Annotated in this window: 19 protein-coding genes; 17 read left to right on the forward strand and 2 right to left on the reverse strand. The window is 65.8% G+C overall.

Features of this window, described 5'->3' with window-relative positions:
* Positions 1 to 148 precede the first annotated feature (148 nt).
* From ACK4S9_RS04825 to ACK4S9_RS04850, 6 genes are all read left to right on the forward strand, one after another.
* Positions 149 to 1,864, forward strand: coding sequence for a hypothetical protein (locus ACK4S9_RS04825; RefSeq protein ID WP_409722222.1), 1,716 nt, complete (start codon positions 149 to 151; stop codon positions 1,862 to 1,864).
* A 146-nt stretch (positions 1,865 to 2,010) separates the two neighbouring features.
* Positions 2,011 to 2,760 (forward strand): electron transfer flavoprotein subunit beta/FixA family protein, encoded by a 750-nt coding sequence (locus ACK4S9_RS04830; protein ID WP_409722225.1) that lies wholly within the window; start codon positions 2,011 to 2,013, stop codon positions 2,758 to 2,760.
* An 18-nt stretch (positions 2,761 to 2,778) separates the two neighbouring features.
* On the forward strand, positions 2,779 to 3,708 hold the full coding sequence (locus ACK4S9_RS04835) for an electron transfer flavoprotein subunit alpha/FixB family protein (protein ID WP_409722228.1): 930 nt from the start codon (positions 2,779 to 2,781) through the stop codon (positions 3,706 to 3,708).
* A gap of 233 nt (positions 3,709 to 3,941) precedes the next feature.
* Complete coding sequence (locus ACK4S9_RS04840) at positions 3,942 to 5,732, forward strand: acyl-CoA dehydrogenase (RefSeq protein WP_409722231.1); 1,791 nt, start codon at positions 3,942 to 3,944, stop codon at positions 5,730 to 5,732.
* Positions 5,733 to 5,997: 265 nt separating this feature from the next.
* Entirely contained in the window at positions 5,998 to 6,594 is a 597-nt protein-coding gene (locus ACK4S9_RS04845; protein ID WP_409722234.1) for a hypothetical protein, read from the forward strand.
* A gap of 289 nt (positions 6,595 to 6,883) precedes the next feature.
* A complete protein-coding gene (locus tag ACK4S9_RS04850; RefSeq protein WP_409722237.1) occupies positions 6,884 to 7,306 on the forward strand; it encodes a hypothetical protein in 423 nt (140 codons plus the stop codon).
* Between the two features lie 129 nt (positions 7,307 to 7,435).
* Here the strand turns inward: ACK4S9_RS04850 and ACK4S9_RS04855 are convergent, their stop codons facing one another.
* The gene (locus ACK4S9_RS04855; RefSeq protein ID WP_409722240.1) at positions 7,436 to 7,849 is read right to left on the reverse strand and encodes an NINE protein; all 414 of its coding nucleotides are present in this window, start codon (positions 7,847 to 7,849) and stop codon (positions 7,436 to 7,438) included.
* 123 nt (positions 7,850 to 7,972) lie between these two features.
* Between ACK4S9_RS04855 and ACK4S9_RS04860 the strand changes: the two genes are divergently transcribed.
* From ACK4S9_RS04860 to ACK4S9_RS04910, 11 genes are all read left to right on the forward strand, one after another.
* The gene (locus ACK4S9_RS04860) at positions 7,973 to 8,725 is read left to right on the forward strand and encodes an AAA family ATPase (RefSeq protein WP_409722304.1); all 753 of its coding nucleotides are present in this window, start codon (positions 7,973 to 7,975) and stop codon (positions 8,723 to 8,725) included.
* A 165-nt stretch (positions 8,726 to 8,890) separates the two neighbouring features.
* Positions 8,891 to 9,139, forward strand: a complete 249-nt coding sequence (gene rpsP / locus ACK4S9_RS04865) for a 30S ribosomal protein S16 (protein ID WP_123071958.1) — start codon at positions 8,891 to 8,893, stop codon at positions 9,137 to 9,139.
* 24 nt (positions 9,140 to 9,163) lie between these two features.
* On the forward strand, positions 9,164 to 9,727 hold the full coding sequence (gene rimM, locus ACK4S9_RS04870; protein ID WP_409722242.1) for a ribosome maturation factor RimM: 564 nt from the start codon (positions 9,164 to 9,166) through the stop codon (positions 9,725 to 9,727).
* Between the two features lie 35 nt (positions 9,728 to 9,762).
* The gene (gene trmD, locus ACK4S9_RS04875) at positions 9,763 to 10,524 is read left to right on the forward strand and encodes a tRNA (guanosine(37)-N1)-methyltransferase TrmD (protein WP_409722245.1); all 762 of its coding nucleotides are present in this window, start codon (positions 9,763 to 9,765) and stop codon (positions 10,522 to 10,524) included.
* Positions 10,525 to 10,633: 109 nt separating this feature from the next.
* The gene (rplS, locus tag ACK4S9_RS04880; RefSeq protein WP_027864878.1) at positions 10,634 to 11,020 is read left to right on the forward strand and encodes a 50S ribosomal protein L19; all 387 of its coding nucleotides are present in this window, start codon (positions 10,634 to 10,636) and stop codon (positions 11,018 to 11,020) included.
* A gap of 68 nt (positions 11,021 to 11,088) precedes the next feature.
* Positions 11,089 to 11,757, forward strand: a complete 669-nt coding sequence (locus ACK4S9_RS04885; protein WP_409722249.1) for a CoA pyrophosphatase — start codon at positions 11,089 to 11,091, stop codon at positions 11,755 to 11,757.
* 209 nt (positions 11,758 to 11,966) lie between these two features.
* Complete coding sequence (locus ACK4S9_RS04890) at positions 11,967 to 12,926, forward strand: CobD/CbiB family protein (RefSeq protein WP_409722251.1); 960 nt, start codon at positions 11,967 to 11,969, stop codon at positions 12,924 to 12,926.
* Positions 12,927 to 13,040: 114 nt separating this feature from the next.
* Positions 13,041 to 13,391: a DUF3579 domain-containing protein gene (locus ACK4S9_RS04895; RefSeq protein WP_409722254.1), complete on the forward strand. Its 351-nt coding sequence runs from the start codon at positions 13,041 to 13,043 to the stop codon at positions 13,389 to 13,391.
* A 237-nt stretch (positions 13,392 to 13,628) separates the two neighbouring features.
* On the forward strand, positions 13,629 to 14,078 hold the full coding sequence (locus ACK4S9_RS04900) for a CBS domain-containing protein (protein WP_409722257.1): 450 nt from the start codon (positions 13,629 to 13,631) through the stop codon (positions 14,076 to 14,078).
* A gap of 76 nt (positions 14,079 to 14,154) precedes the next feature.
* A complete protein-coding gene (locus ACK4S9_RS04905; protein WP_409722260.1) occupies positions 14,155 to 16,959 on the forward strand; it encodes a M16 family metallopeptidase in 2,805 nt (934 codons plus the stop codon).
* A gap of 96 nt (positions 16,960 to 17,055) precedes the next feature.
* Positions 17,056 to 17,847: an SDR family oxidoreductase gene (locus ACK4S9_RS04910; protein WP_409722263.1), complete on the forward strand. Its 792-nt coding sequence runs from the start codon at positions 17,056 to 17,058 to the stop codon at positions 17,845 to 17,847.
* Between the two features lie 195 nt (positions 17,848 to 18,042).
* Here the strand turns inward: ACK4S9_RS04910 and ACK4S9_RS04915 are convergent, their stop codons facing one another.
* On the reverse strand, positions 18,043 to 18,783 hold the full coding sequence (locus ACK4S9_RS04915; protein WP_409722265.1) for a GntR family transcriptional regulator: 741 nt from the start codon (positions 18,781 to 18,783) through the stop codon (positions 18,043 to 18,045).
* Between the last annotated feature and the right edge of the window lie 8 nt (positions 18,784 to 18,791).

Consider the following 18,791-nt stretch of genomic DNA (forward strand, 5'->3'; position numbering starts at 1 on the left):
CCGGAATTCGTGAAGGCCTTGTTTTTTTGCCTCACATTCCTCCGGCGGCGTGGCCCCATGAGGCGCCCGGGCTGGGCCCGACAATAAAGCCGTTTCCCACGGCCTCGCTTGTGGCAGAATCGACATTTTCGAGCCCACAGTCGCCCACATGCGCCATCTCGTCCGCTCCATCCCTGTGCGCCGCCTTGGCACGCTTGCATTGTCCGTGGCGCTGGTTGGCGCCTGTACTGTCGCGCCGCCGCTGGCGGTCGACCGCGGTGCAAAGGCGCCGCTGCTGGACGGCTATGGCGAGGCCAGCCTGCAGCCCTCGCGCGCCAACGCGGCGGCGCGGCCCCTGTTCGCGCAGGGAATGGCGCAAGCCTATGCCTTCAACCGGCCCGAAGCTATCCGCGCCTTCAAGGCCGCGCTGGCGCAAGACCCGTCCTGCGCCATGTGCGCCTGGGCGGTGGCCTGGCAGCTCGGCCCCAACATCAACAATCCCAAGCGCGGCGACCTGACGGAAGCGATCCGCTACGTCGACCATGCCCTGAAGCACGCCAGGAACACGTCCAGCCGCGACCGCGCCCTGATCGACGCGCTGGCGCTGCGCTACGGCCATGCGAGCGCGCAGGGCGCCGTGCTGCCCGCGCTCGAGGTCTGCCGCGCCCCCGGCGCGAATGCGCGCAGCGAGCCGGCCGATCCGCGCGACGTCGCCTATGCGGCGCGCCTGCGCGAGATCCTCGCCAGCCATCCGCAAGACCCCGACGTGCTCACGCTGTATGCGGAGGCCGAACTGGTGGCGACCGACCAGGAATGGTGGGCGGAGGCGAACGGCCAGCCTTCCGGCCGGGTGGGCGAGGTCGCCGACCTGATCGAGGCGGCGCTGGCGCGCAGGCCCGATCACGTCGGGCTGAACCACTACATGATCCATGCCGTCGACGCGGTGCCGGTGGCGGCGCGCGCCGTGCCCGCGGCGGACCGGCTCGGGCGCCTGGCGCCGAAGTCGCCGCACCTGCTGCACATGCCCTCGCACACCTATGCCCACGTCGGGCGCTACGCCGACGCGACCCGCGTCAACCAGCTCGCCGTGGCCGCCGACGAGGCTTTGATGGCCGACCTGGGACGCCAGGGCTTTTCGGTCGCCTTCGACTGGCGCGGCCACAATACCCATTTCCAGTGGTTCGGCGCGCTGATGGAAGGACGGGGCGAACTGGCGCTCGAGACCGCGCGCGCCGCCGCCGGCCGCGCCAAGGGTGCGCATGCCTACGCCGAATACACGCGCAGCCTGCCGCTCCTGACCCTGCTGCACCTGCAACGCTGGGACGCGCTGCTGCGCGAGCCGACGGCCTCGGGCGACCAGGGCCTGGCGCCCGTGCTGGCCGATGCCGCGCGCGGCATCGCCATGGCGCGCACCGAGGACCTGGCCGGCGCCCGTGCGGCGCTGGCGCGCGTCCAGCCCCAGGCCGAGGCCCTGGTGGCCAGGCATCCCGGCAAGGACTATCTGCCGCGCATGCTGCGCAGCCTGGCGGGCAGCGCCGCGAAGGAACTGGCGGCCGAACTGGCCTTTGCCGAAGGACGGGTGGACGCGGCGCTGGCGCTGCAGGCCCAGGCCGTTGAGGCGGCGCTCGATGCCAACCGCGCTGAACCGCCGATGCTGGCCAGCGGCCCGCGCCTGCGCCTGGGCGCGATGCAGCTGCGCGCGGGCCGCTACCAGGAGGCGGAGGCGAGCTTCCGTGCCGACCTGGCGCGCCATCCGGGCAGCGGCTGGGCCCTGCATGGACTGGACAAGGCGCTGGCGGCGCAGGGCAGGACCGATGCCCTCGTGCGGCGCCAACTGGCGCAGAGCTGGGCCCGGGCCGAAGCCGAAGTGCGCGCCGCAATGTAGGCCGGCGCTTGTGCGCTCACAAGTTTAGGAGAAAACCTCTAGCAGGAAATCGCACGATCGTGCTTTAATTTCGACCTGAAGCCGAATTTCTCATATAATCTAGGCCATTTCGTCTGTCACCCAATTCCATTCTCTAAAGGCACCCTATGAAAGTCCTGGTACCCGTCAAACGCGTGGTCGACTACAACGTCAAGGTCCGCGTCAAATCCGACGGCAGCGGCGTGGATATCGCCAACGTCAAAATGTCGATGAACCCGTTCGACGAGATCGCGCTGGAAGAAGCCACGCGCCTGAAGGAAGCCGGCAAGGTCACCGAAGTGGTGGCGGTCTCGGTCGGCGTGGCCCAGTGCCAGGAAACCCTGCGTACCGGCATGGCGATCGGCGCCGACCGCGGCATCCTGGTCGAGACGAGCGTCGAGACCGAGCCGCTGGCCGTGGCCAAGATCATGAAGGCGCTGGCCGACAAGGAGCAGCCGCACTTGATCATCCTGGGCAAGCAGGCGATCGACGACGACTCGAACCAGACCGGCCAGATGCTGGCTTCGCTGCTGGGCTGGCCGCAAGCCACCTTCGCCTCGAAAGTGGTGCTGGAAGACGGCAAAGTGACCGTGACCCGCGAAGTCGACGGCGGCCTGGAAACCGTGGCCTTGACCCTGCCTGCCATCGTCACCACCGACCTGCGCCTGAACGAGCCGCGTTATGTCACGCTGCCGAACATCATGAAGGCCAAGAAGAAGCCGCTGGAAACCGTCAAGCCGGAAGACCTGGGCGTCGACGTGACCCCGCGCCTGAAGACCCTCAAAGTGGTCGAGCCGGCCAAGCGCTCGGCCGGCGTCAAGGTGCCCGACGTGGCGACCCTGGTGCAGAAGCTGCGCACCGAAGCCAAAGTCATCTAATCAGATTAGGAAAAGAACATGGTCGCACTCGTCATTGCAGAACACGACAACGGCTCCCTCAAGGGCGCTACCCACCACACCGTGACCGCGGCCGCCCAGTGCGGCGGCGAAGTCCACGTCCTGGTCGCCGGCGCCAATTGCGGCGCCGCGGCCGAAGCCGCCGCGCAGATCGCGGGTGTGGCGAAAGTGCTGGTCGCCGACGCGCCGCACTTCGCCGACGGCCTGGCCGAGAACGTCGCCGAGCAGATCCTGGCGATCGCCGGTGGCTACTCGCACATCCTGGCCCCGGCCACCGCCTACGGCAAGAACATCCTGCCGCGCGTGGCCGCCAAGCTCGACGTGGCCCAGATCTCGGAAATCACCAAGGTCGCGTCGCCCGATACCTTCGAGCGCCCGATCTACGCCGGCAACGCCATCGCCACCGTGCAATCCAGCGACAGCGTGAAGGTCATCACCGTGCGCGGCACCGCGTTCGATGCAGCAAGCACCGGCGGTTCGGCCCTGGTCGAACAGATCGCGCCGGTAGCCGACTTCGGCAAGTCGGCTTTCGTCGGCCGCGAGCTGGCCACCTCAAGCCGTCCGGAACTGACCGCAGCCAAGGTCATCGTCTCGGGCGGCCGCGGCATCGGCTCGGCCGAGAACTTCAAGCTGCTCGAGCCGCTGGCCGACAGATTGAAAGCCGCCATGGGCGCTTCGCGCGCCGCGGTCGACGCAGGCTTCGTGCCGAACGACTGGCAGGTCGGCCAGACCGGCAAGATCGTCGCCCCGACCCTGTACATCGCGGTCGGCATCTCCGGCGCGATCCAGCACCTGGCCGGCATGAAGGACTCGAAGACCATCGTCGCCATCAACAAGGATCCGGAAGCGCCGATCTTCTCGGTGGCCGACTACGGCCTGGTGGGCGACCTGTTCGAGGTCGTGCCGCAACTGGTGAAAGAACTGGGCTAATCGCCTGTGGTGGAGTCCACCACCAAAGCATGATCCGTCGTTCCCGCGCAGGCGGGAACCCAAGTTTTCAAGCGATACCACTACAGCATGCTTCGTCTCAGCGCACGGGAATTGGATCCCCGCCTGCGCGGGGATGACATGCCAAGGCAGGTGGCCGCAACTGGAGCAGTGGGTTCTCGCCAGCCGGAACGACGTTTTTGCATCTAGCGTACAGATTTACACAGGAGACAAAGGTGAGCTATCAAGCCCCGCTGAAAGACATGCAGTTCGTGCTGAACGAACTGGCCAACCTGGCCGAGATCAACCAGCTGCCCGGCTGCGAAGACGCGACCCCGGACACCGTCGATGCCGTGCTCGAGGAAAGCGCGAAGTTCTGCGGCGAAGTCATCGCCCCGCTGAACCACGCCGGCGACAAGGAGCCGAGCTTCTGGAAGGATGGGTCGGTCACCACCTCGAAGGGCTTCCGCGACGCCTTCCGCGCGTTTGCCGACGGCGGCTGGCAGGGCATCCAGCACCCGGGCGAATTCGGCGGCCAGGGCCTGCCGAAGCTGGTCGCGACCCCCTGCATGGAAATGCTGCATGCGGCCAACCTGTCCTTCGCGCTGGCGCCGCTGCTGACCGACGGCGCCATCGAGGCGCTGCTCACCGCCGGTTCGGATGAGCAGAAGAAGCTGTTCCTGGAGCCGCTCATCAGCGGCAAGTGGACCGGCACCATGAACCTCACCGAGCCGCAGGCCGGCTCCGACCTGGCCGCCGTGCGCACCCGCGCCGAGCCGCAGGGCGACGGCACCTACAAGATCTTCGGCACCAAGATCTTCATCACCTACGGCGAGCACGACATGGCGGAGAACATCATCCACCTCGTGCTGGCGCGCACGCCCGATGCGCCGGCGGGCGTGAAGGGGATCTCGCTGTTCATCGTGCCGAAGTTCCTGGTCCATGCCGACGGCTCGCTGGGCGCGCGCAACGACGCGCATTGCGTCTCGATCGAGCACAAGCTGGGCATCAAGGCCTCGCCGACCGCCGTGCTGCAATTCGGCGACCACGGCGGCGCCATCGGCACCCTGGTGGGCGAGGAGAACCGCGGCCTCGAGTACATGTTCATCATGATGAACGCGGCCCGCTTCGGCGTCGGCATGCAGGGCGTCGGCCTGGCCGACCGCGCCTACCAGCAGGCGGTCGCTTTTGCGAAGGAGCGCGTCCAGTCGCGCGAAGTGGCCGGCTCGCCGGGCCCGGTGGCCATCATCAACCATCCGGACGTGCGCCGCATGCTGATGTCGATGCGCGCCCAGACCGAGGCGGCGCGCGCGCTGGCCTACGTCGGCGCCGCCTTGTCCGACATCGCGCACAACCACGCCGATGAAGCGACCCGCAAGGCCAATCTCGCAGTTTACGAATACCTGGTCCCCATCATCAAGGGCTGGTCCACCGAGATGAGCGAGAACGTGGCGCGCGACGGCGTGCAGGTGCATGGCGGCATGGGCTTCATCGAAGAGACCGGCGCGGCCCAGCACTACCGCGACGCCAAGATCCTCACCATCTACGAAGGCACCACCGCGATCCAGGCCAACGACCTGGTGGGCCGCAAGACCGTGCGCGACGGCGGCGCCGTGGCCAAGTCGCTGATCGAGCAGGTGCGCGCGGTCGAGGCGCAACTGGGCGAGCTGCAGGGTGAGGAGTTCGCCGCGATCCGCCGCCAGCTGGCGCTGGGTTCCACCGCGCTCGAGCAGGTGGTGGACTTCGTCGTGGCCAATGCCAAGCTTGACGTGCGCGCCGTGTTCGCGGGCAGCGTGCCGTACCTGAAGCTGGCCGGCGTCGTGCTGGGCGGCTGGCAGATGGCGCGCGCCGCACTGGTGGCGCAGAAAAAGCTGGCGGCGGGCGAGGGCGACGCGTCCTTCCTGCGCGCGAAGATCGCCACCGCGCGCTTCTTCGCCGACCACGTGCTGTCGACCGCTCCTGGCCTGCGCACCGCCATCGTCGAAGGCGCGCCGGGCGTGCTGGCGCTGGAAGTGGACCAGTTCTGACGGCAACGCGACGCTGTCTCCCGGAAGCGGCCTGCGGGCCGCTTTTTTTATGGCCATCCGCTGAGTTTGATTTTGGACAAACGAAGCGTTACGGCCGCGTTCGTAAGCTGGCTCCACCTACTCATCACTACGGGAGCCGATATGCTGTCAACGCTACGACGCAAATGTCCTTATGCAGCCCTGGCGGTTTCATCAATGTTGCTGCTGTCCGCCTGCGGCGGCAGCGACTCCGACGGGGGGCGCAACTGCCGCCGATCCGCCGCCCGTGTCGCCCAGCCCGCCTCAGCAGCCGGTGCCGCCGGCGCCGCCCGAGCCACCGCCACCGCCGCCAACACAGCCGAGTCCGCCAGCGCCCGAGGTCGTGCTGGCCGACACCTATACCGAACTGGTCGCCGGCACCATCAACAGCCCGCGCGGCTGGCCGGCCTGGACTGCGCCGCCCACCCGCACCCCGGTGAGCGACATCGGCTGCCTGAACACGATCCGCTACCACGTGCATTCCCTGCTCTCGATCTACAAGGATGGCGTGCGCCAGGGCCTGCCCGACAATGTCGGCCGCAGTTCCGGCTGTACCTACGAGCTGCATACCCACGACGTGACCGGCGTGCTGCACATCGAAAGCGATGTTCCGAGGCAGTTCACGCTGGGGCAGTTCTTCGCGCTGTGGCGCCAGCCCCTCGGGGCGGCGGGCACGGCCGGGCTGGCGGGGCCGGTTCGTGTCTACCTGATCGAGAACGAAAGGCTCACCCCGTACACTGGCGACCCGGCCCAGATCGAGTTGGTCGGAGGGCGCGAGATCGTCGTCGTCAGCGGCACGGCGCCACGCGTGCTGCCGAAGTATCGCTGGCCGGCGGGCCTGTAAGCGCAGTGGAAGTGCTGGCGGTGCGCCGACACCGTCCTTGGAGCGGCCTGCGGGCCGCTTTTTTTATTGCGCAGCCGAATGCATGGGACGCTTACACATATTCAATCTCTTGCGGCAAATAATCTTTGACCGTGAGGCAAGATGTGCAAAGGAAATCTTCCTAAATACATGTCGAGCGATATTTAGTTTGGCTCAAGGCGGGCTCATCCTTACGGAACTAACTTGTACCCAAGCCGTGCATGAGCCGCGCGGCCCATCCCACACTCAGCGGCTCGACGAGGAGAACATCATGGGTATCGAGAACTATGACGACCACCACGATCACGACCACGACAAGGATTGCGGCCACGACCGCGACCGGGACAGGGATGGCGGCAAGGATGACGGCAAGGACCGGGACCGCGACTACTGCAAGTGCAAGAAGGAGCGGGCCGAGTACAAGAAGGAGCGCGACGAGTACCGCAAGGAGCGCGACGAGTACAAGAAGGAGCGCGAGGAGTGGAAGAAGAAGGCCTACAAGTACAAGAAGGAGCTCTACGAGTACAAGGCCTTTGTCAAGGACGCGCTGGAGCGCCTCGGTATCTTCGCCCGCAAGCTCGACCACCTGCAGCACGACCTGGTCGACGAGGCCAGGAAGCTCGGCAAGCACCATGATCACGACAAGGATCATGACAAGGACGACGACAAGGAGCACGACAAGGATCGTGACTAGTCGGACGTCGGCGGCCCTTTTTAGTGCAAACACACTTGGGTTCCGGCCTACGACGGTTCTAAGGTAAGTGGCAAGCTTTTGAGTCGTCATCCCGGCGCAGGCCGGGATCCAAGTCCAGCCTGCACCTGCTTAGCCGTACGACCCGCCCGTATACAGCAGGTCGAACACCCGCGCGATGGTCCCGATCAGCACGATCGCACCGACCCCCAGGATCAGCACCAGCACCAGCGCCAGCACCCAGTTCGAGCGCGAGTGCTTGCCGCTGCCCTTGTTGTGCTGCGCATCCCAGGCTTCGTCCGGCGTCAGTCCGATGACCAGTCCTTCCACGAAACCGGCGACGTAGGACACCAGCAGCGGCAGCAGCACGTAGAACGGGTGCGGCTTCACCGCGCCCCACAGGATGCCGGTCAGCGGCAGGCTGCACAGGTGCAGCAGCCCGAGGCGGTCGGCGCCGCCTTTCAGGTAGAAGCGGTGGACGCCGAAACCGCCCAGCAGGAGGGCGAGCAGGGCGGCGATGGTCTTGTTCTTGTGCTGGACAGCCATGAGCATTGCCAAAAGTTCAGGAAAAACCGCAGTATGGTGCAAAATGGCAAGGAAGGCACGCATTGCGTGAACCCAGCCATTCGCCGCCAGTCCAAGAACGCAAGCCCATCCGATCATCCGCTCATGCTCAAGACGCGCTCCTACCTGGCCGAAGTCCAGCTCAAACCGGGCGCGCCGCTCGAGCCGCCCGCGTTTCCCTTCACCCTCCCGGCGATCCGCTCCCTCGAGCGCCTGGTCCTGCACCCGAACGTCACCTTCCTGGTCGGCGAGAACGGTTCCGGCAAGTCGACGCTGCTGGAGGCGATCGCGGTCGGCATGGGTTTCAATGCCGAAGGCGGCAGCCGCAACTTCCGTTTCGCGACCTGGGAATCGCATTCGAACCTGCACGAACACCTGCGCTTCGTACGCGGCTTCGAACGCCCGCGCGACGGCTTCTTCCTGCGCGCCGAAAGCTTCTATAACCTCAGCAGCGAGATCGAGCGCCTCGACCAGGGGCCCGGAGCCCCGCCGATCATCAATTCCTTTGGCGGCAAGTCCCTGCATGCGCAATCGCACGGCGAGTCCTTCCTGACCCTGTTCATGGAGCGCTTCCGCGGACAGAGCTTCTACATGCTCGACGAGCCCGAAGCCGCCCTGTCGCCGCAGCGCCAGCTGGCCCTGCTGAGCCGCCTGCACGACCTGGTCGGCCAGCGCTGCCAGTTCGTCATCGCCACCCATTCGCCGATCCTGATGGCCTACCCGAACGCCACCATCTACGAGTGCAGCGGGCGCGGCATCCACCCGATCGCCTACGAAGATACGGAACACTACCGCGTCACCCGCGACTTCCTGGCCAACCCCGCCCGCATGTTGCGGATTTTGATGGGCGAAGAGTAAGGAAGCCCCCGGCGGTGGCCTTGTGGCGAAAAATCGGCGATAATGCTCAATTCGCCGAACCTCACGCTGCGTGTCCGCCGTGTTGCTATAAACGCTTGCCCCTATCTAGGCTTACGCGCTATAATCGTCGGCTTTCTCCGTCCAATACAACTTTTTGGAAATATTATGGTCGTTATCCGTTTGGCTCGTGGCGGCGCAAAAAAGCGCCCGTTCTTCAACATCGTTGCAACCGATTCGCGCAACCGTCGCGATGGCCGTTTCATCGAGCGCATCGGTTTCTACAACCCGATGGCTTCGGGCGCTGAAGTCGGCCTGCGTATCGCTGCCGACCGCCTGGCTCACTGGCAAGGCGTTGGCGCACAACTGTCGCCGACCGTCGCTCGCCTGGTCGCCCAGCAGAAGCCTGCTGCTTAATTCAAGCACGCAAGGTAACAAGGTTTGACCGATTCGGCAGCAGAAGGGAACGCAGTTCCCGACGACCTGGTCCAGGTCGGCTATGTGTCCGGTGCATTCGGGATCGTGGGCGGCCTGCGCGTCACCCCGTTCTCGCTTGACGCCGACGCGCTGCTGAAGGTCAAGACCTGGTGGCTCGACAAGCCGGTCCTGCGTTCCGTCTCGGTACGCACGGCAAAGATGCATGGCGGCGATGTGGTCGCCACCCTGGTCGGCATGCGCGACCGCAACGACGCCGAAGCGCTCAAGGGCGCGGCGGTGCAGGTGTCGCGCAGCGAGTTCCCGAAGCTCGAAGAAGACGAATACTACTGGGCCGACCTGATCGGCCTGGATGCGGTCAACCTGCAGGGCGAAGCCCTCGGCAAGGTGACCGACATGATGCACAACGGCGCGCAGTCGATCCTCAGGATCACTCCGGCGACGTCTGGCAATGCCGGTGCTCCCGACGCGAAAGTGGCGGAGCGCCTCGTGCCGTTTGTCGAACACTTCGTCAAGAAGGTCGACCTGGGCGCGAAACTGATTACCCTGGACTGGGGTCTGGATTATTGACCCGCGTGGCAGGAAACGCGTGAAGCGAGGTCCCGATGCAGTTTGACGTCGTGAGCCTGTTTCCGGAGATGTTCGCCGCCTTGACGGAGTCGGGCGTGACCCGGCGCGGCATCGAGCAGGGGCGTTGGGGCCTGAAAATATGGAACCCGCGCGATTTCACGCAGGACCGCCACCGCACCGTGGATGACCGCCCCTATGGCGGCGGCCCCGGGATGGTGATGCTGGCCAAGCCCCTGGAAGCTGCGATCGGCGCCGCCAGGCAGCGCCAGGTCGAGCTGGGATTGCCGGCGCCGCGCGTGGTGTTCATGTCGCCACAGGGCAAGCCGCTGACGCACGAGCGCGTGGTGGCCCTGAAGGATGAACCTGGACTGGTGGTGCTGTGCGGCCGCTACGAAGGCGTGGACCAGCGTTTGCTGGACCGCTGCGTGGACGAGGAAATCTCGCTCGGCGACTTCGTGCTGTCGGGCGGGGAACTGCCGGCGATGGCGCTGATGGATGCGGTGGTCAGGCTGCTGCCCGGCGTGCTGGGCGACGAGGCCTCGGCGGTCGAAGACAGTTTCGTCAACGGACTGCTCGATTCGCCGCACTACACGCGCCCGGAAGTCTACGAGGGCGAAGCGGTGCCGCCGGTCCTGATGGGCGGCAACCACGCCGAGATCATGAAATGGCGCCGCCAGCGCATGCTGGAGGCGACATGGAAGAAGCGGCCGGACCAACTGGAGCGTGCGCGCGCCAGCGGCCAGCTGACGAAGGCCGACGAAAAGTTTCTGGCGGAGCTGAACCAGCCTGCCGAGTAAGAATGTACCTTGTGTGCATGTAACGGCGGGCATGTTGCCCGCATGTTCAACCCCATCCTCTACTGGGCAACCGTACAGCGCCAGCAAGATGGTTTTTGGAGTAATAAAAATGGATCTGATCCAACAACTCGAGCAAGAAGAAATTGCGCGCCTCGGCCGCAAGATCCCTGATTTCGCACCGGGCGACACCGTGGTCGTCAGCGTCAACGTCGTCGAAGGCAACCGCAAGCGCGCCCAGGCATACGAAGGCGTCGTCATCTCGCGTCGTAACCGCGGCCTGAACTCGAACTTCATCGTTCGCAAGATCTCGTCGGGCGAAGGCGTCGAGCGTACCTTCCAGCTGTACTCGCCGCTGATCGCTTCGATCGAAGTCAAGCGTCGCGGTGACGTCCGTCGCGCCAAGCTGTACTACCTGCGTGAGCGTTCGGGCAAATCGGCACGTATCAAGGAAAAGCTGCCGCAGCGCAAAGCAGCTACCGTTGCTGCTGCTGAGTAATAGCGTCTGTGCACTGAAAAAGGCATCCGCAAGGATGCCTTTTTCATTTCCGCCAAAGGAAATGTGATTTGCTTAAGCCCGTGTTCGATCCCACCCTGATGCCGGTCGAAGGCCTGGCCGGCGAGGCGCCGCTCGCGCCCGAGTTGCTGGGCGCCGCGGCCGTGCGCGCGCGCTTCGCCCGCACCTTGCCCTGGGATCCGGAAACCTCCGACGAAGCGCTGGCGGCCCCCATGCTGCGCCTGCGCCGCGCCGCCGTGCTGGTGCCGCTGGTCGAACGTCCGGAAGGCCTCACGGTGCTATTGACCCGCCGCACCGACCACCTGGCGAGCCACGCCGGCCAGATCAGCTTTCCGGGCGGCCGCGCCGAAGAGCTGGATTCCTCGCCGATCGAGACCGCCCTGCGCGAGGCGGAAGAAGAGATCGGCCTGCACCGCCGCCACGTCGAGATCATCGGCGTGCTGCCCGAACACGTCACCATCAGCGCCTACCGCGTGACCCCGGTGGTCGCGCTGGTGCAGCCGCCGTTCGCGCTGAGCGCCGACCCGGGCGAAGTCGCCGAGATCTTCGAAGTGCCGCTCGCTTTCCTGATGTCCGGCGCCCACCACGAGCGCCGCTCGGTGGCCCTGCCGGACGGCGGCGGCACGCGGCGCTTCTATGCGATGCCCTACAAGGAGTACTTCATCTGGGGTGCGACGGCGGCGATGCTGCGCAACCTGTACCACTTCCTGCGCGCCTGAATTGCCGAGAATCGTAGGGTGGACGGCCATGCCGTCCGCGCGTTCAATCATGATATGCGCGGCCACAAAGCGACGGGGAGTTGGACGCGCGGACGGCGAAGCCGTCCACCCTACCTGAAAGAATCCTCCACTCGCTGATTTGATTCCGGACGCCTTCTCCGTTATCGTAGCGGCAGCATGGTATTGCCAGAATAAAAAAGGATTCCTGAATGACATTTTTCTCCATCCTCGTCGCGCTGATCATCGAGCAGCTCAAGCCGCTACGCGCCGACAACCAGGTCTACGCCGGCATCAAGGGTTTCGCGATGCGCATCGAAGGCTGGTTCAATGCGGGCGAGCAGAAGAATGGCCGCATGGGCTGGATCCTGATGATGCTGGCGCTGATGCTGCCGACCTGGCTCATCTACTGGGTCTGCATGCACTACAACCTGGTGCTGCTGGCCTTTGCCTGGAACGTCTTGATCGTCTACCTGACCCTGGGTTTCCGCCACTACAGCCATTATTTCACCTCGATCCAGCTGGCCCTGAACCAGGGCGACGAAGCCGGCGCGCGCCAGTTGCTGGCCGAGTGGACCCGCCTGGATACCGTCGGCATGGACGCCACCGAGATCGCCCGGGTCGCCGTCGAAAAATCCCTGATCACCACCCACCGCAACGTATTCGGCGTATTCTTCTGGTTCCTGATGCCGCTCGGGCCGGCCGGGGCCGTGATGTACCGCGTGTCCGAATACCTGGCGCGCGCCTGGAACGAACCCGACCACATGCGCAACGAGGCCTTCGGCGTGTTCGCGGCCAAGGCGTTCTACTGGATCGACTGGCTCCCGGTGCGCCTGACGGCGGTGGCCTTTGCCGTGGTCGGCAACTTCGAGGACGCAATCTATGCCTGGCGCAATTTTGCGCGCCGCTGGAGCGACGAGTCGAAGGGCATCATCCTGGCCGCGGGCGGCGGGGCGATGGGCGTGCGCCTGGGAACGCCGAACGAAAATGCCCCGCAACTGTTGCCGGCGGATGCCGCCACGGTCGACCTGAGCGACGGCGACACCGAGATGCTGCCGGGCGAGGAACCGAACCTGCGAGCGCTGCAGAGCACGGTCGGATTGGTGTGGCGGGCCCTGATCCTGTGGATGATCCTGCTGCTCCTGCTGTCGAGCGTGGTGTGGCTCGGCTGAGCGATATCGTGTATCGGCGTGTATCGGGTCTCGTCCGTGAGTCTTCTATAAGATATAATAGTGAGCTGAGGTTGTTCTCATCCACGCAGTATTCTTGTTTCAGCAAGCAGCACTATGGCCGAGTTACCGCACACCACGGATGAAAAATTGAAGGACGAGTTTTTCATCCTGGGCATTACGAGCAAAGGCAGGCAGTTCCGCCCCAGCGACTGGGCCGAGCGCCTGTGCGGCGTCATGTCCTGCTTTGCCCCCGGCGCCGCCGGCCGCAATTCGCACCTCCAGTTCTCCCCCTGGGTCCATCCGACCGTGGTCAACGGCGTCAAGGCCGTGGTGGTCAGCCGCGAACTGCAGCAGATCGAGCCGCTGGCTTACCACTTCCTGCTCAACTTCGCCAAGGACAACGACCTGCAGGTGGCGGACGCGTGTTTCGTGCCGGCACCGGGCGAGAAGAAACCGGCTGCCTGAGGCCGGCCGCTTCACCCTTCCGGATTCGCCAACTGGCGCTATGATGAATGCATAGCGCCAGTTTTCATTTGGCTTGGGCAGACGCCCCGGCTTCGCATCCGAATTGGTTTCCCGCCTTCGCGGGAACGACGTGTCGGCGGTGCCGGAACCGTCATTCCCGCGCAGGCGGGAATCCAGGTGTGCCTGCAGGCCACCCGTCCGAGCTTTTGCCATCAGCGGAAGAGGGGGAACAGAGCCATGCACATCCGCGACATCTGCACCAGCGACGCCGCCCACTGCACCCGTGACGAAACCGTGCAGGGGGCGGCCCTCATGATGCGCCGCCTGCACGTGGGCGACGTGATCGTCGTCGACCAGTTCGACGGCGCCAGCGTCCCGGTCGGCATCGTGACCGACCGCGACATCGTCGTCTCCGTCATCGCCCCCGGCCTCGATCCGGCCAGCCTGCAGGTGGGCGACATCATGACGGAAGACCTGCTGACCGCACGCGACACCGACGACGTCTACGAGACCATCGAACGCATGCGCCTGCGCGGCATCCGCCGCGTGCCCGTCATCGACGCCGGCGGCAGCCTGTCCGGCATCGTCAGCGCCGACGACCTGCTCGAATTCCTGGCGGAAGAGATGGGCGAATTGTCCCGTATTAGTCCATATCAACAAGCGCACGAGCGGAGGGCCCGCCAGTAGCCATCCTGTCTGTTACCATCCTGCATTGTTCAAGAACATGCAGGACGGCATTGTCCTGCCAACATGACAGGACACCATGGACGGAATGACTTGCAAACGCGGCATCGCCGCGCGGGTGCTGAGCGGCAGCCTCTGCTTCATCATGGCCGGCGCCGCCTGGAGCGCCCCGGCCCAGGCGCCGCGGCAACAGCCGGCGCCGCAGCACAAGAGTGCGCCCTTGCCGAAGGGCGTCACCCTCGGCCCCTCGGCCGAGGGCATTACCGAGTACCGCCTGGCCAACGGCCTGAAGGTGCTGCTGTTCCCTGACAATTCACGCCCCACAGTGACCGTCAACGTCACCTACCTGGTCGGCTCGCGCCACGAGAACTATGGCGAAACCGGCATGGCCCACCTGCTCGAGCACCTGCTGTTCAAGGGGACGAAGAAGAACCCGGACATCACCGGCCAGTTCGCGCGGCGCGGCATGGACTTCAACGGCACCACCTCGCTCGACCGCACCAACTACTACGAGGTGTTCCAGGCCTCGCCCGAGAACCTGAACTGGGCGCTGCAGATGGAAGCCGACCGCATGGTCAATTCGCCGGTGGCGCAGAAGGATCTCGCCTCCGAGATGACGGTCGTGCGCAACGAGTTCGAAAGCGGCGAAAACTCGCCCGCCCAGGTGCTGTTCAAGCGCATGCAGAGCGTGGCCTACGACTGGCACAGCTACGGCCGCTCGACCATCGGCAACCGCAGCGACATCGAGAACGTTAAAATCGCCAACCTGCAGGCTTTCTACCGCACCTATTACCAACCCGACAACGCGGTGCTGCTGGTGGCCGGCAAGTTCGAGCCGAACGCGACCCTGGCCCAGATCAACCGCCTGTTCGGGACGATCCCCAAGCCCAAGCGCGCGCTGCCGCAGTTCTGGACCGTCGAGCCGACCCAGGACGGCGAGCGCAGCTTCGCCGTGCGGCGCCAGGGCGACGTGCAGATCGTCGCGCTCGGCTACAAGATCCCGTCCGACCTGCAGCAGGAGTCGGAAGCCATCGGTTTCGCGTCCGAGATCCTGGGCGACGCGCCGAACGGCCGCCTGCACAAGCTCCTGGTGGAAACCGGCAAGGCCAGCCAGGTGTTCAGCTTCGGCCAGACCGGCTATGCGCCCGGCCTGCAGTTCTTCGGCGCGGTGGTGAAGAAGGGCGAACCGATCGAGCCGGTGCGCGAAGCCCTCACCGAAGCGGTGGAAGGTTTCGCGAAGCGCCCGCCCACCGACGAAGAGATGGAGCGCGTGCGCCGGTCCTGGCTCAACACGATCGAACGCAGCGTCAACGACGCCCAGGCCTTCGGCGTGGCGCTGTCGGAGGCGATCGCGCTGGGCGACTGGCGCCTGTACTTCCTGGGCCGCGAGCGCATCAAGGAAGTCAAGGCCGACCAGGTGGCCGCGAGCGCCGGCCGCTACTTTGTGCGCAGCAACCGCGTGACCGGCACCTTCCTTCCCGAGGATACGCCGGTGCGCGCCGTGATCCCGCCCGCGCCCAGCGTCGAGACCGTGATGAAGGACTACAAGCCGTCCGACTCCAGCCTGGTGTCGGAAGACTTCGACCCGAGCCAGGCCAACATCATGAAGCGCACCACCTTGACCACCGCGGGCGGCGTGAAGCTGGCGCTGCTGCCGAAGAAGAACCGCGGCGAGACCGTCACCGTGCACCTGTACCAGCATCTGGGCGACGAGAAGAACCTGTTCGGCAAGGGCATGGTGTCGGCGCTGTCGTCGGCGATGCTCACGCGCGGCACCACCAGGTACAGCCGCGCCCAACTGGCCGACGCCTTCGACAAGCTCAAGATGGCGGGCGGCCCGACCAGCTTCCAGACCACGCGCGACAACCTGGCCGGGGCGCTCAGGCTGGCGGCCCACGTGCTGCGCGAGCCGGCCTTCCCGGCGGCCGAGTTCGAGCAACTGCGCAAGCAGATCCTGACCGGCCTGGAAGCCAGCCGCGCCGAACCGCAGAGCGTGGCGTCGCGCGCCCTGGCCACGCACTTCAACCAGTACCCGCGCGGCGACATCCGCCATGCCAACACGCTCGAGGAAGACCTCGAGGACGTCAAGGCGGCGCGCCTGGAAGACATCGTCGCCTTCCACCGCGACTACTACAACACCCATCCGGCCGAGATGGCGATCGTCGGCGACTTCGATCCGAAGGAGATCGTGCCGCTGGTCGAGCAGCTGTTCGGCAACTGGAAAGCCCCCGCCAACGTGGCGCCGGTGCTGCGCACGCATGCCGAGGTCGCGCCCATCGCCAGGACCCTCGATACGCCGGACAAGGAAAACGGCTTCTACCTGGCGCGCATGAACCTCGACCTGAACGTGGAGGACCCGGACTATCCGGCCCTGATGCTGGCCAATTACATCTTCGGCGAGGGCGGCCTGAAATCGCGCCTGATGGACCGCATCCGCCAGAAGGACGGGCTGTCCTACGGCGGCGGCTCGGACCTGTCGCCGGGGAACCTCGACCGCGCCGGCAGCTTCTCGATCAGCGCGATCGCCGCGCCGCAGAACCTGCGCAAGCTCGACGGTGCGGTGCGCGACGAACTGGCGCGCGCGGTGCAGGGCGGCTTCACGGCCGAAGAACTGGCCGACGCCAAGTCGGGCCTGATGCAGCAGCGCATCCAGAACCGGACCAACGACGCCGCGCTGGCCTCGGGCTGGACTTCCTACCTGTACCGTGGCCGCACCTATGAGTGGTCGGCCCAGTTCGAGGCGAAGCTGATGGCGGTCACGCTGCCGCAACTGAACGCGGCATTTCGCAAGGCGATCATCCCTTCCAGGCTGTCGGTGGTGATGGCGGGCGACCAGAGCAAGGCCGGCGACAAGGCTGGAGACAAGGCCAAGGGCGCGCCCTAGAAAGCAACAGCCTGTGAGCTCGTCATGACAAGGACCCCGATGCTGCGTTAAAATGTTGCCCTTGGGAAGCATTATTTGCACAGCATCAGGAGCATCATGAAGGGGATATCAAAAGCGCAAGCGCCGCAGGAACTGCCGTTCTCCGGCAAGGTGGCACTGGTCACGGGTGCGGCCAGCGGGATCGGCCGTGCCATCGCGCTGGCGTTCGGCCGCGCCGGAGCGCACGTCGTCGTCGCCGACACCGCCATCGACGGCGGCCATGCGACCGCCGCGATGATCGTGGAGAACGGCGGCAAGGCGTTGTTCGTCCGCAGCGACGTCACCAAGGCGAACGAGGTCGAGGCGCTGGTCGAGAAGGCCATCAACTACTACGGCCGCCTGGACATCGCCATCAACAACGCAGCCGTGGACGAAGAGTGCGCGACGCTGGCCGAGGGCAACGAAGAGCAGTTCGACCGCATCATGGGCGCCAACGTCAAGGGCGTGTGGCTGTGCATGAAGTACCAGCTGCGCCAGATGCTCAGCCAGGGCAGTGGCGCGATCGTCAACGTGTCCTGCGTGTCGGGCATGGTGGGCGCGCCGAACCGGGCGATCTACGCCGCCAGCAAGCACGCCGTGGTCGGCCTGACCAGGAGCGCGGCGGCCGAGTACGCCCACGAAGGCATCCGCATCAATGCCCTGTGCCCGGGCGCGGTGAAGACGCCGATGCTGGCGCGCGCGGTCGAGCGCGATCCGTCCAGCGAGAAGAAGCTCAAGGCGGCGCATCCGATGAAGCGCTTCGCCGAGACCGCCGAGATCGCGAATGCCGCCATGTGGCTGGCCTCGGAGCAGGCGTCCTACGTCAACGGCCACGAGATGGTGGTGGACGGCGGCTTCACCGCGGTCTGATCGCTCAAGGTGGCACTGCGAGTCGTTGGAACCGCAAGGCCACCATTCACCTCCAGCACTGGCACGTCATTTCCGCGAAGGCGGGAATCCAAGTTTCCACCCGAGGTCGGTACTCGTGGAAGGGCACGCAAAATCGGGTTCCCGCCTGCGCGGGAACGACGGTGTCAAGGCTAACAGGCGAAACGAGAAGCTGGCCTAGCTCGCATTCAGCTCCGCCACGAAGTCGTACATGTCGCCCCTGAACCAGGACCGGCAGAACTCCACCGCCCGGCCATCGCGCGCGAACCCCAGCCGCTCCACGCACAGTCCGGCGTCGCCTTCGCGGGTCTGCAACAGGCGCGCCTGTTCCGCGCCGAGCAGCAGCGCCGACAGTCGCTGCAGCGCCCGCACCGGCCGCATGCCGGCGGCGCCGAGCGCCTCGTACATCGAATCGCCCACCGCATCGAGCGAGGGCAGGGCGAAGGCGGCGATGGTCGCGTACTCCAGGCACATCGGCAGCTCGTCGGCATAGCGGATGCGGTTGAAACGGTACACCGGCGTGCCCGGCGAGAGCCGCAGCCGCAGTGCTTCCTCGGGCGTCACCAGGCCTTCCGAGCGCTTGAGCCACTCGTTGCGCGGCACCCGCCCGCGCGCCCGCATGTCTTCGGAAAAGGAACTGAGCTTGGCGAAGTTCTTCTCGATGCGGGTATTGATGAAGTTGCCGGCGCCCGGGCGGCGCACCAGCAGGCCTTCCTCGACCAGGGCGTCGATCGCCTTGCGCACCGTGATGCGCGAGATGCCGAGGGCCGAGGCCAGCTGGCGCTCGGCGGGAATCGCCGAGGCCGAGCCCCAGGCACCCTCGTCGATGGCGCGGCGCAGCGCATGCTGGAGCTGCTGGTACAGGGGGAGCTTGCCGCCGCCGGCGGCCGATTGCATCAGTTCTGCGAGGTCGTTCATCCTCGCAT

The organism is Massilia sp., assembly GCF_046293535.1.
Classification (GTDB): Bacteria; Pseudomonadota; Gammaproteobacteria; order Burkholderiales; family Burkholderiaceae_D; genus Telluria.

Bases quoted from the DNA above. Each gene is read 5' to 3' on its own strand.
- ACK4S9_RS04825 (WP_409722222.1), top strand. From the start codon at position 149: ATGCGCCATCTCGTCCGCTCCATCCCTGTGCGCCGCCTTGGCACGCTT.
- ACK4S9_RS04830 (WP_409722225.1), top strand. From the start codon at position 2,011: ATGAAAGTCCTGGTACCCGTCAAACGCGTGGTCGACTACAACGTCAAG.
- ACK4S9_RS04835 (WP_409722228.1), top strand. From the start codon at position 2,779: ATGGTCGCACTCGTCATTGCAGAACACGACAACGGCTCCCTCAAGGGC.
- ACK4S9_RS04850 (WP_409722237.1), top strand. From the start codon at position 6,884: ATGGGTATCGAGAACTATGACGACCACCACGATCACGACCACGACAAG.
- ACK4S9_RS04855 (WP_409722240.1), bottom strand. From the start codon at position 7,849: ATGGCTGTCCAGCACAAGAACAAGACCATCGCCGCCCTGCTCGCCCTC.
- ACK4S9_RS04860 (WP_409722304.1), top strand. From the start codon at position 7,973: ATGCTCAAGACGCGCTCCTACCTGGCCGAAGTCCAGCTCAAACCGGGC.
- rpsP (WP_123071958.1), top strand. From the start codon at position 8,891: ATGGTCGTTATCCGTTTGGCTCGTGGCGGCGCAAAAAAGCGCCCGTTC.
- trmD (WP_409722245.1), top strand. From the start codon at position 9,763: ATGCAGTTTGACGTCGTGAGCCTGTTTCCGGAGATGTTCGCCGCCTTG.
- rplS (WP_027864878.1), top strand. From the start codon at position 10,634: ATGGATCTGATCCAACAACTCGAGCAAGAAGAAATTGCGCGCCTCGGC.
- ACK4S9_RS04890 (WP_409722251.1), top strand. From the start codon at position 11,967: ATGACATTTTTCTCCATCCTCGTCGCGCTGATCATCGAGCAGCTCAAG.
- ACK4S9_RS04895 (WP_409722254.1), top strand. From the start codon at position 13,041: ATGGCCGAGTTACCGCACACCACGGATGAAAAATTGAAGGACGAGTTT.
- ACK4S9_RS04900 (WP_409722257.1), top strand. From the start codon at position 13,629: ATGCACATCCGCGACATCTGCACCAGCGACGCCGCCCACTGCACCCGT.
- ACK4S9_RS04905 (WP_409722260.1), top strand. From the start codon at position 14,155: ATGGACGGAATGACTTGCAAACGCGGCATCGCCGCGCGGGTGCTGAGC.
- ACK4S9_RS04910 (WP_409722263.1), top strand. From the start codon at position 17,056: ATGAAGGGGATATCAAAAGCGCAAGCGCCGCAGGAACTGCCGTTCTCC.
- ACK4S9_RS04915 (WP_409722265.1), bottom strand. From the start codon at position 18,783: ATGAACGACCTCGCAGAACTGATGCAATCGGCCGCCGGCGGCGGCAAG.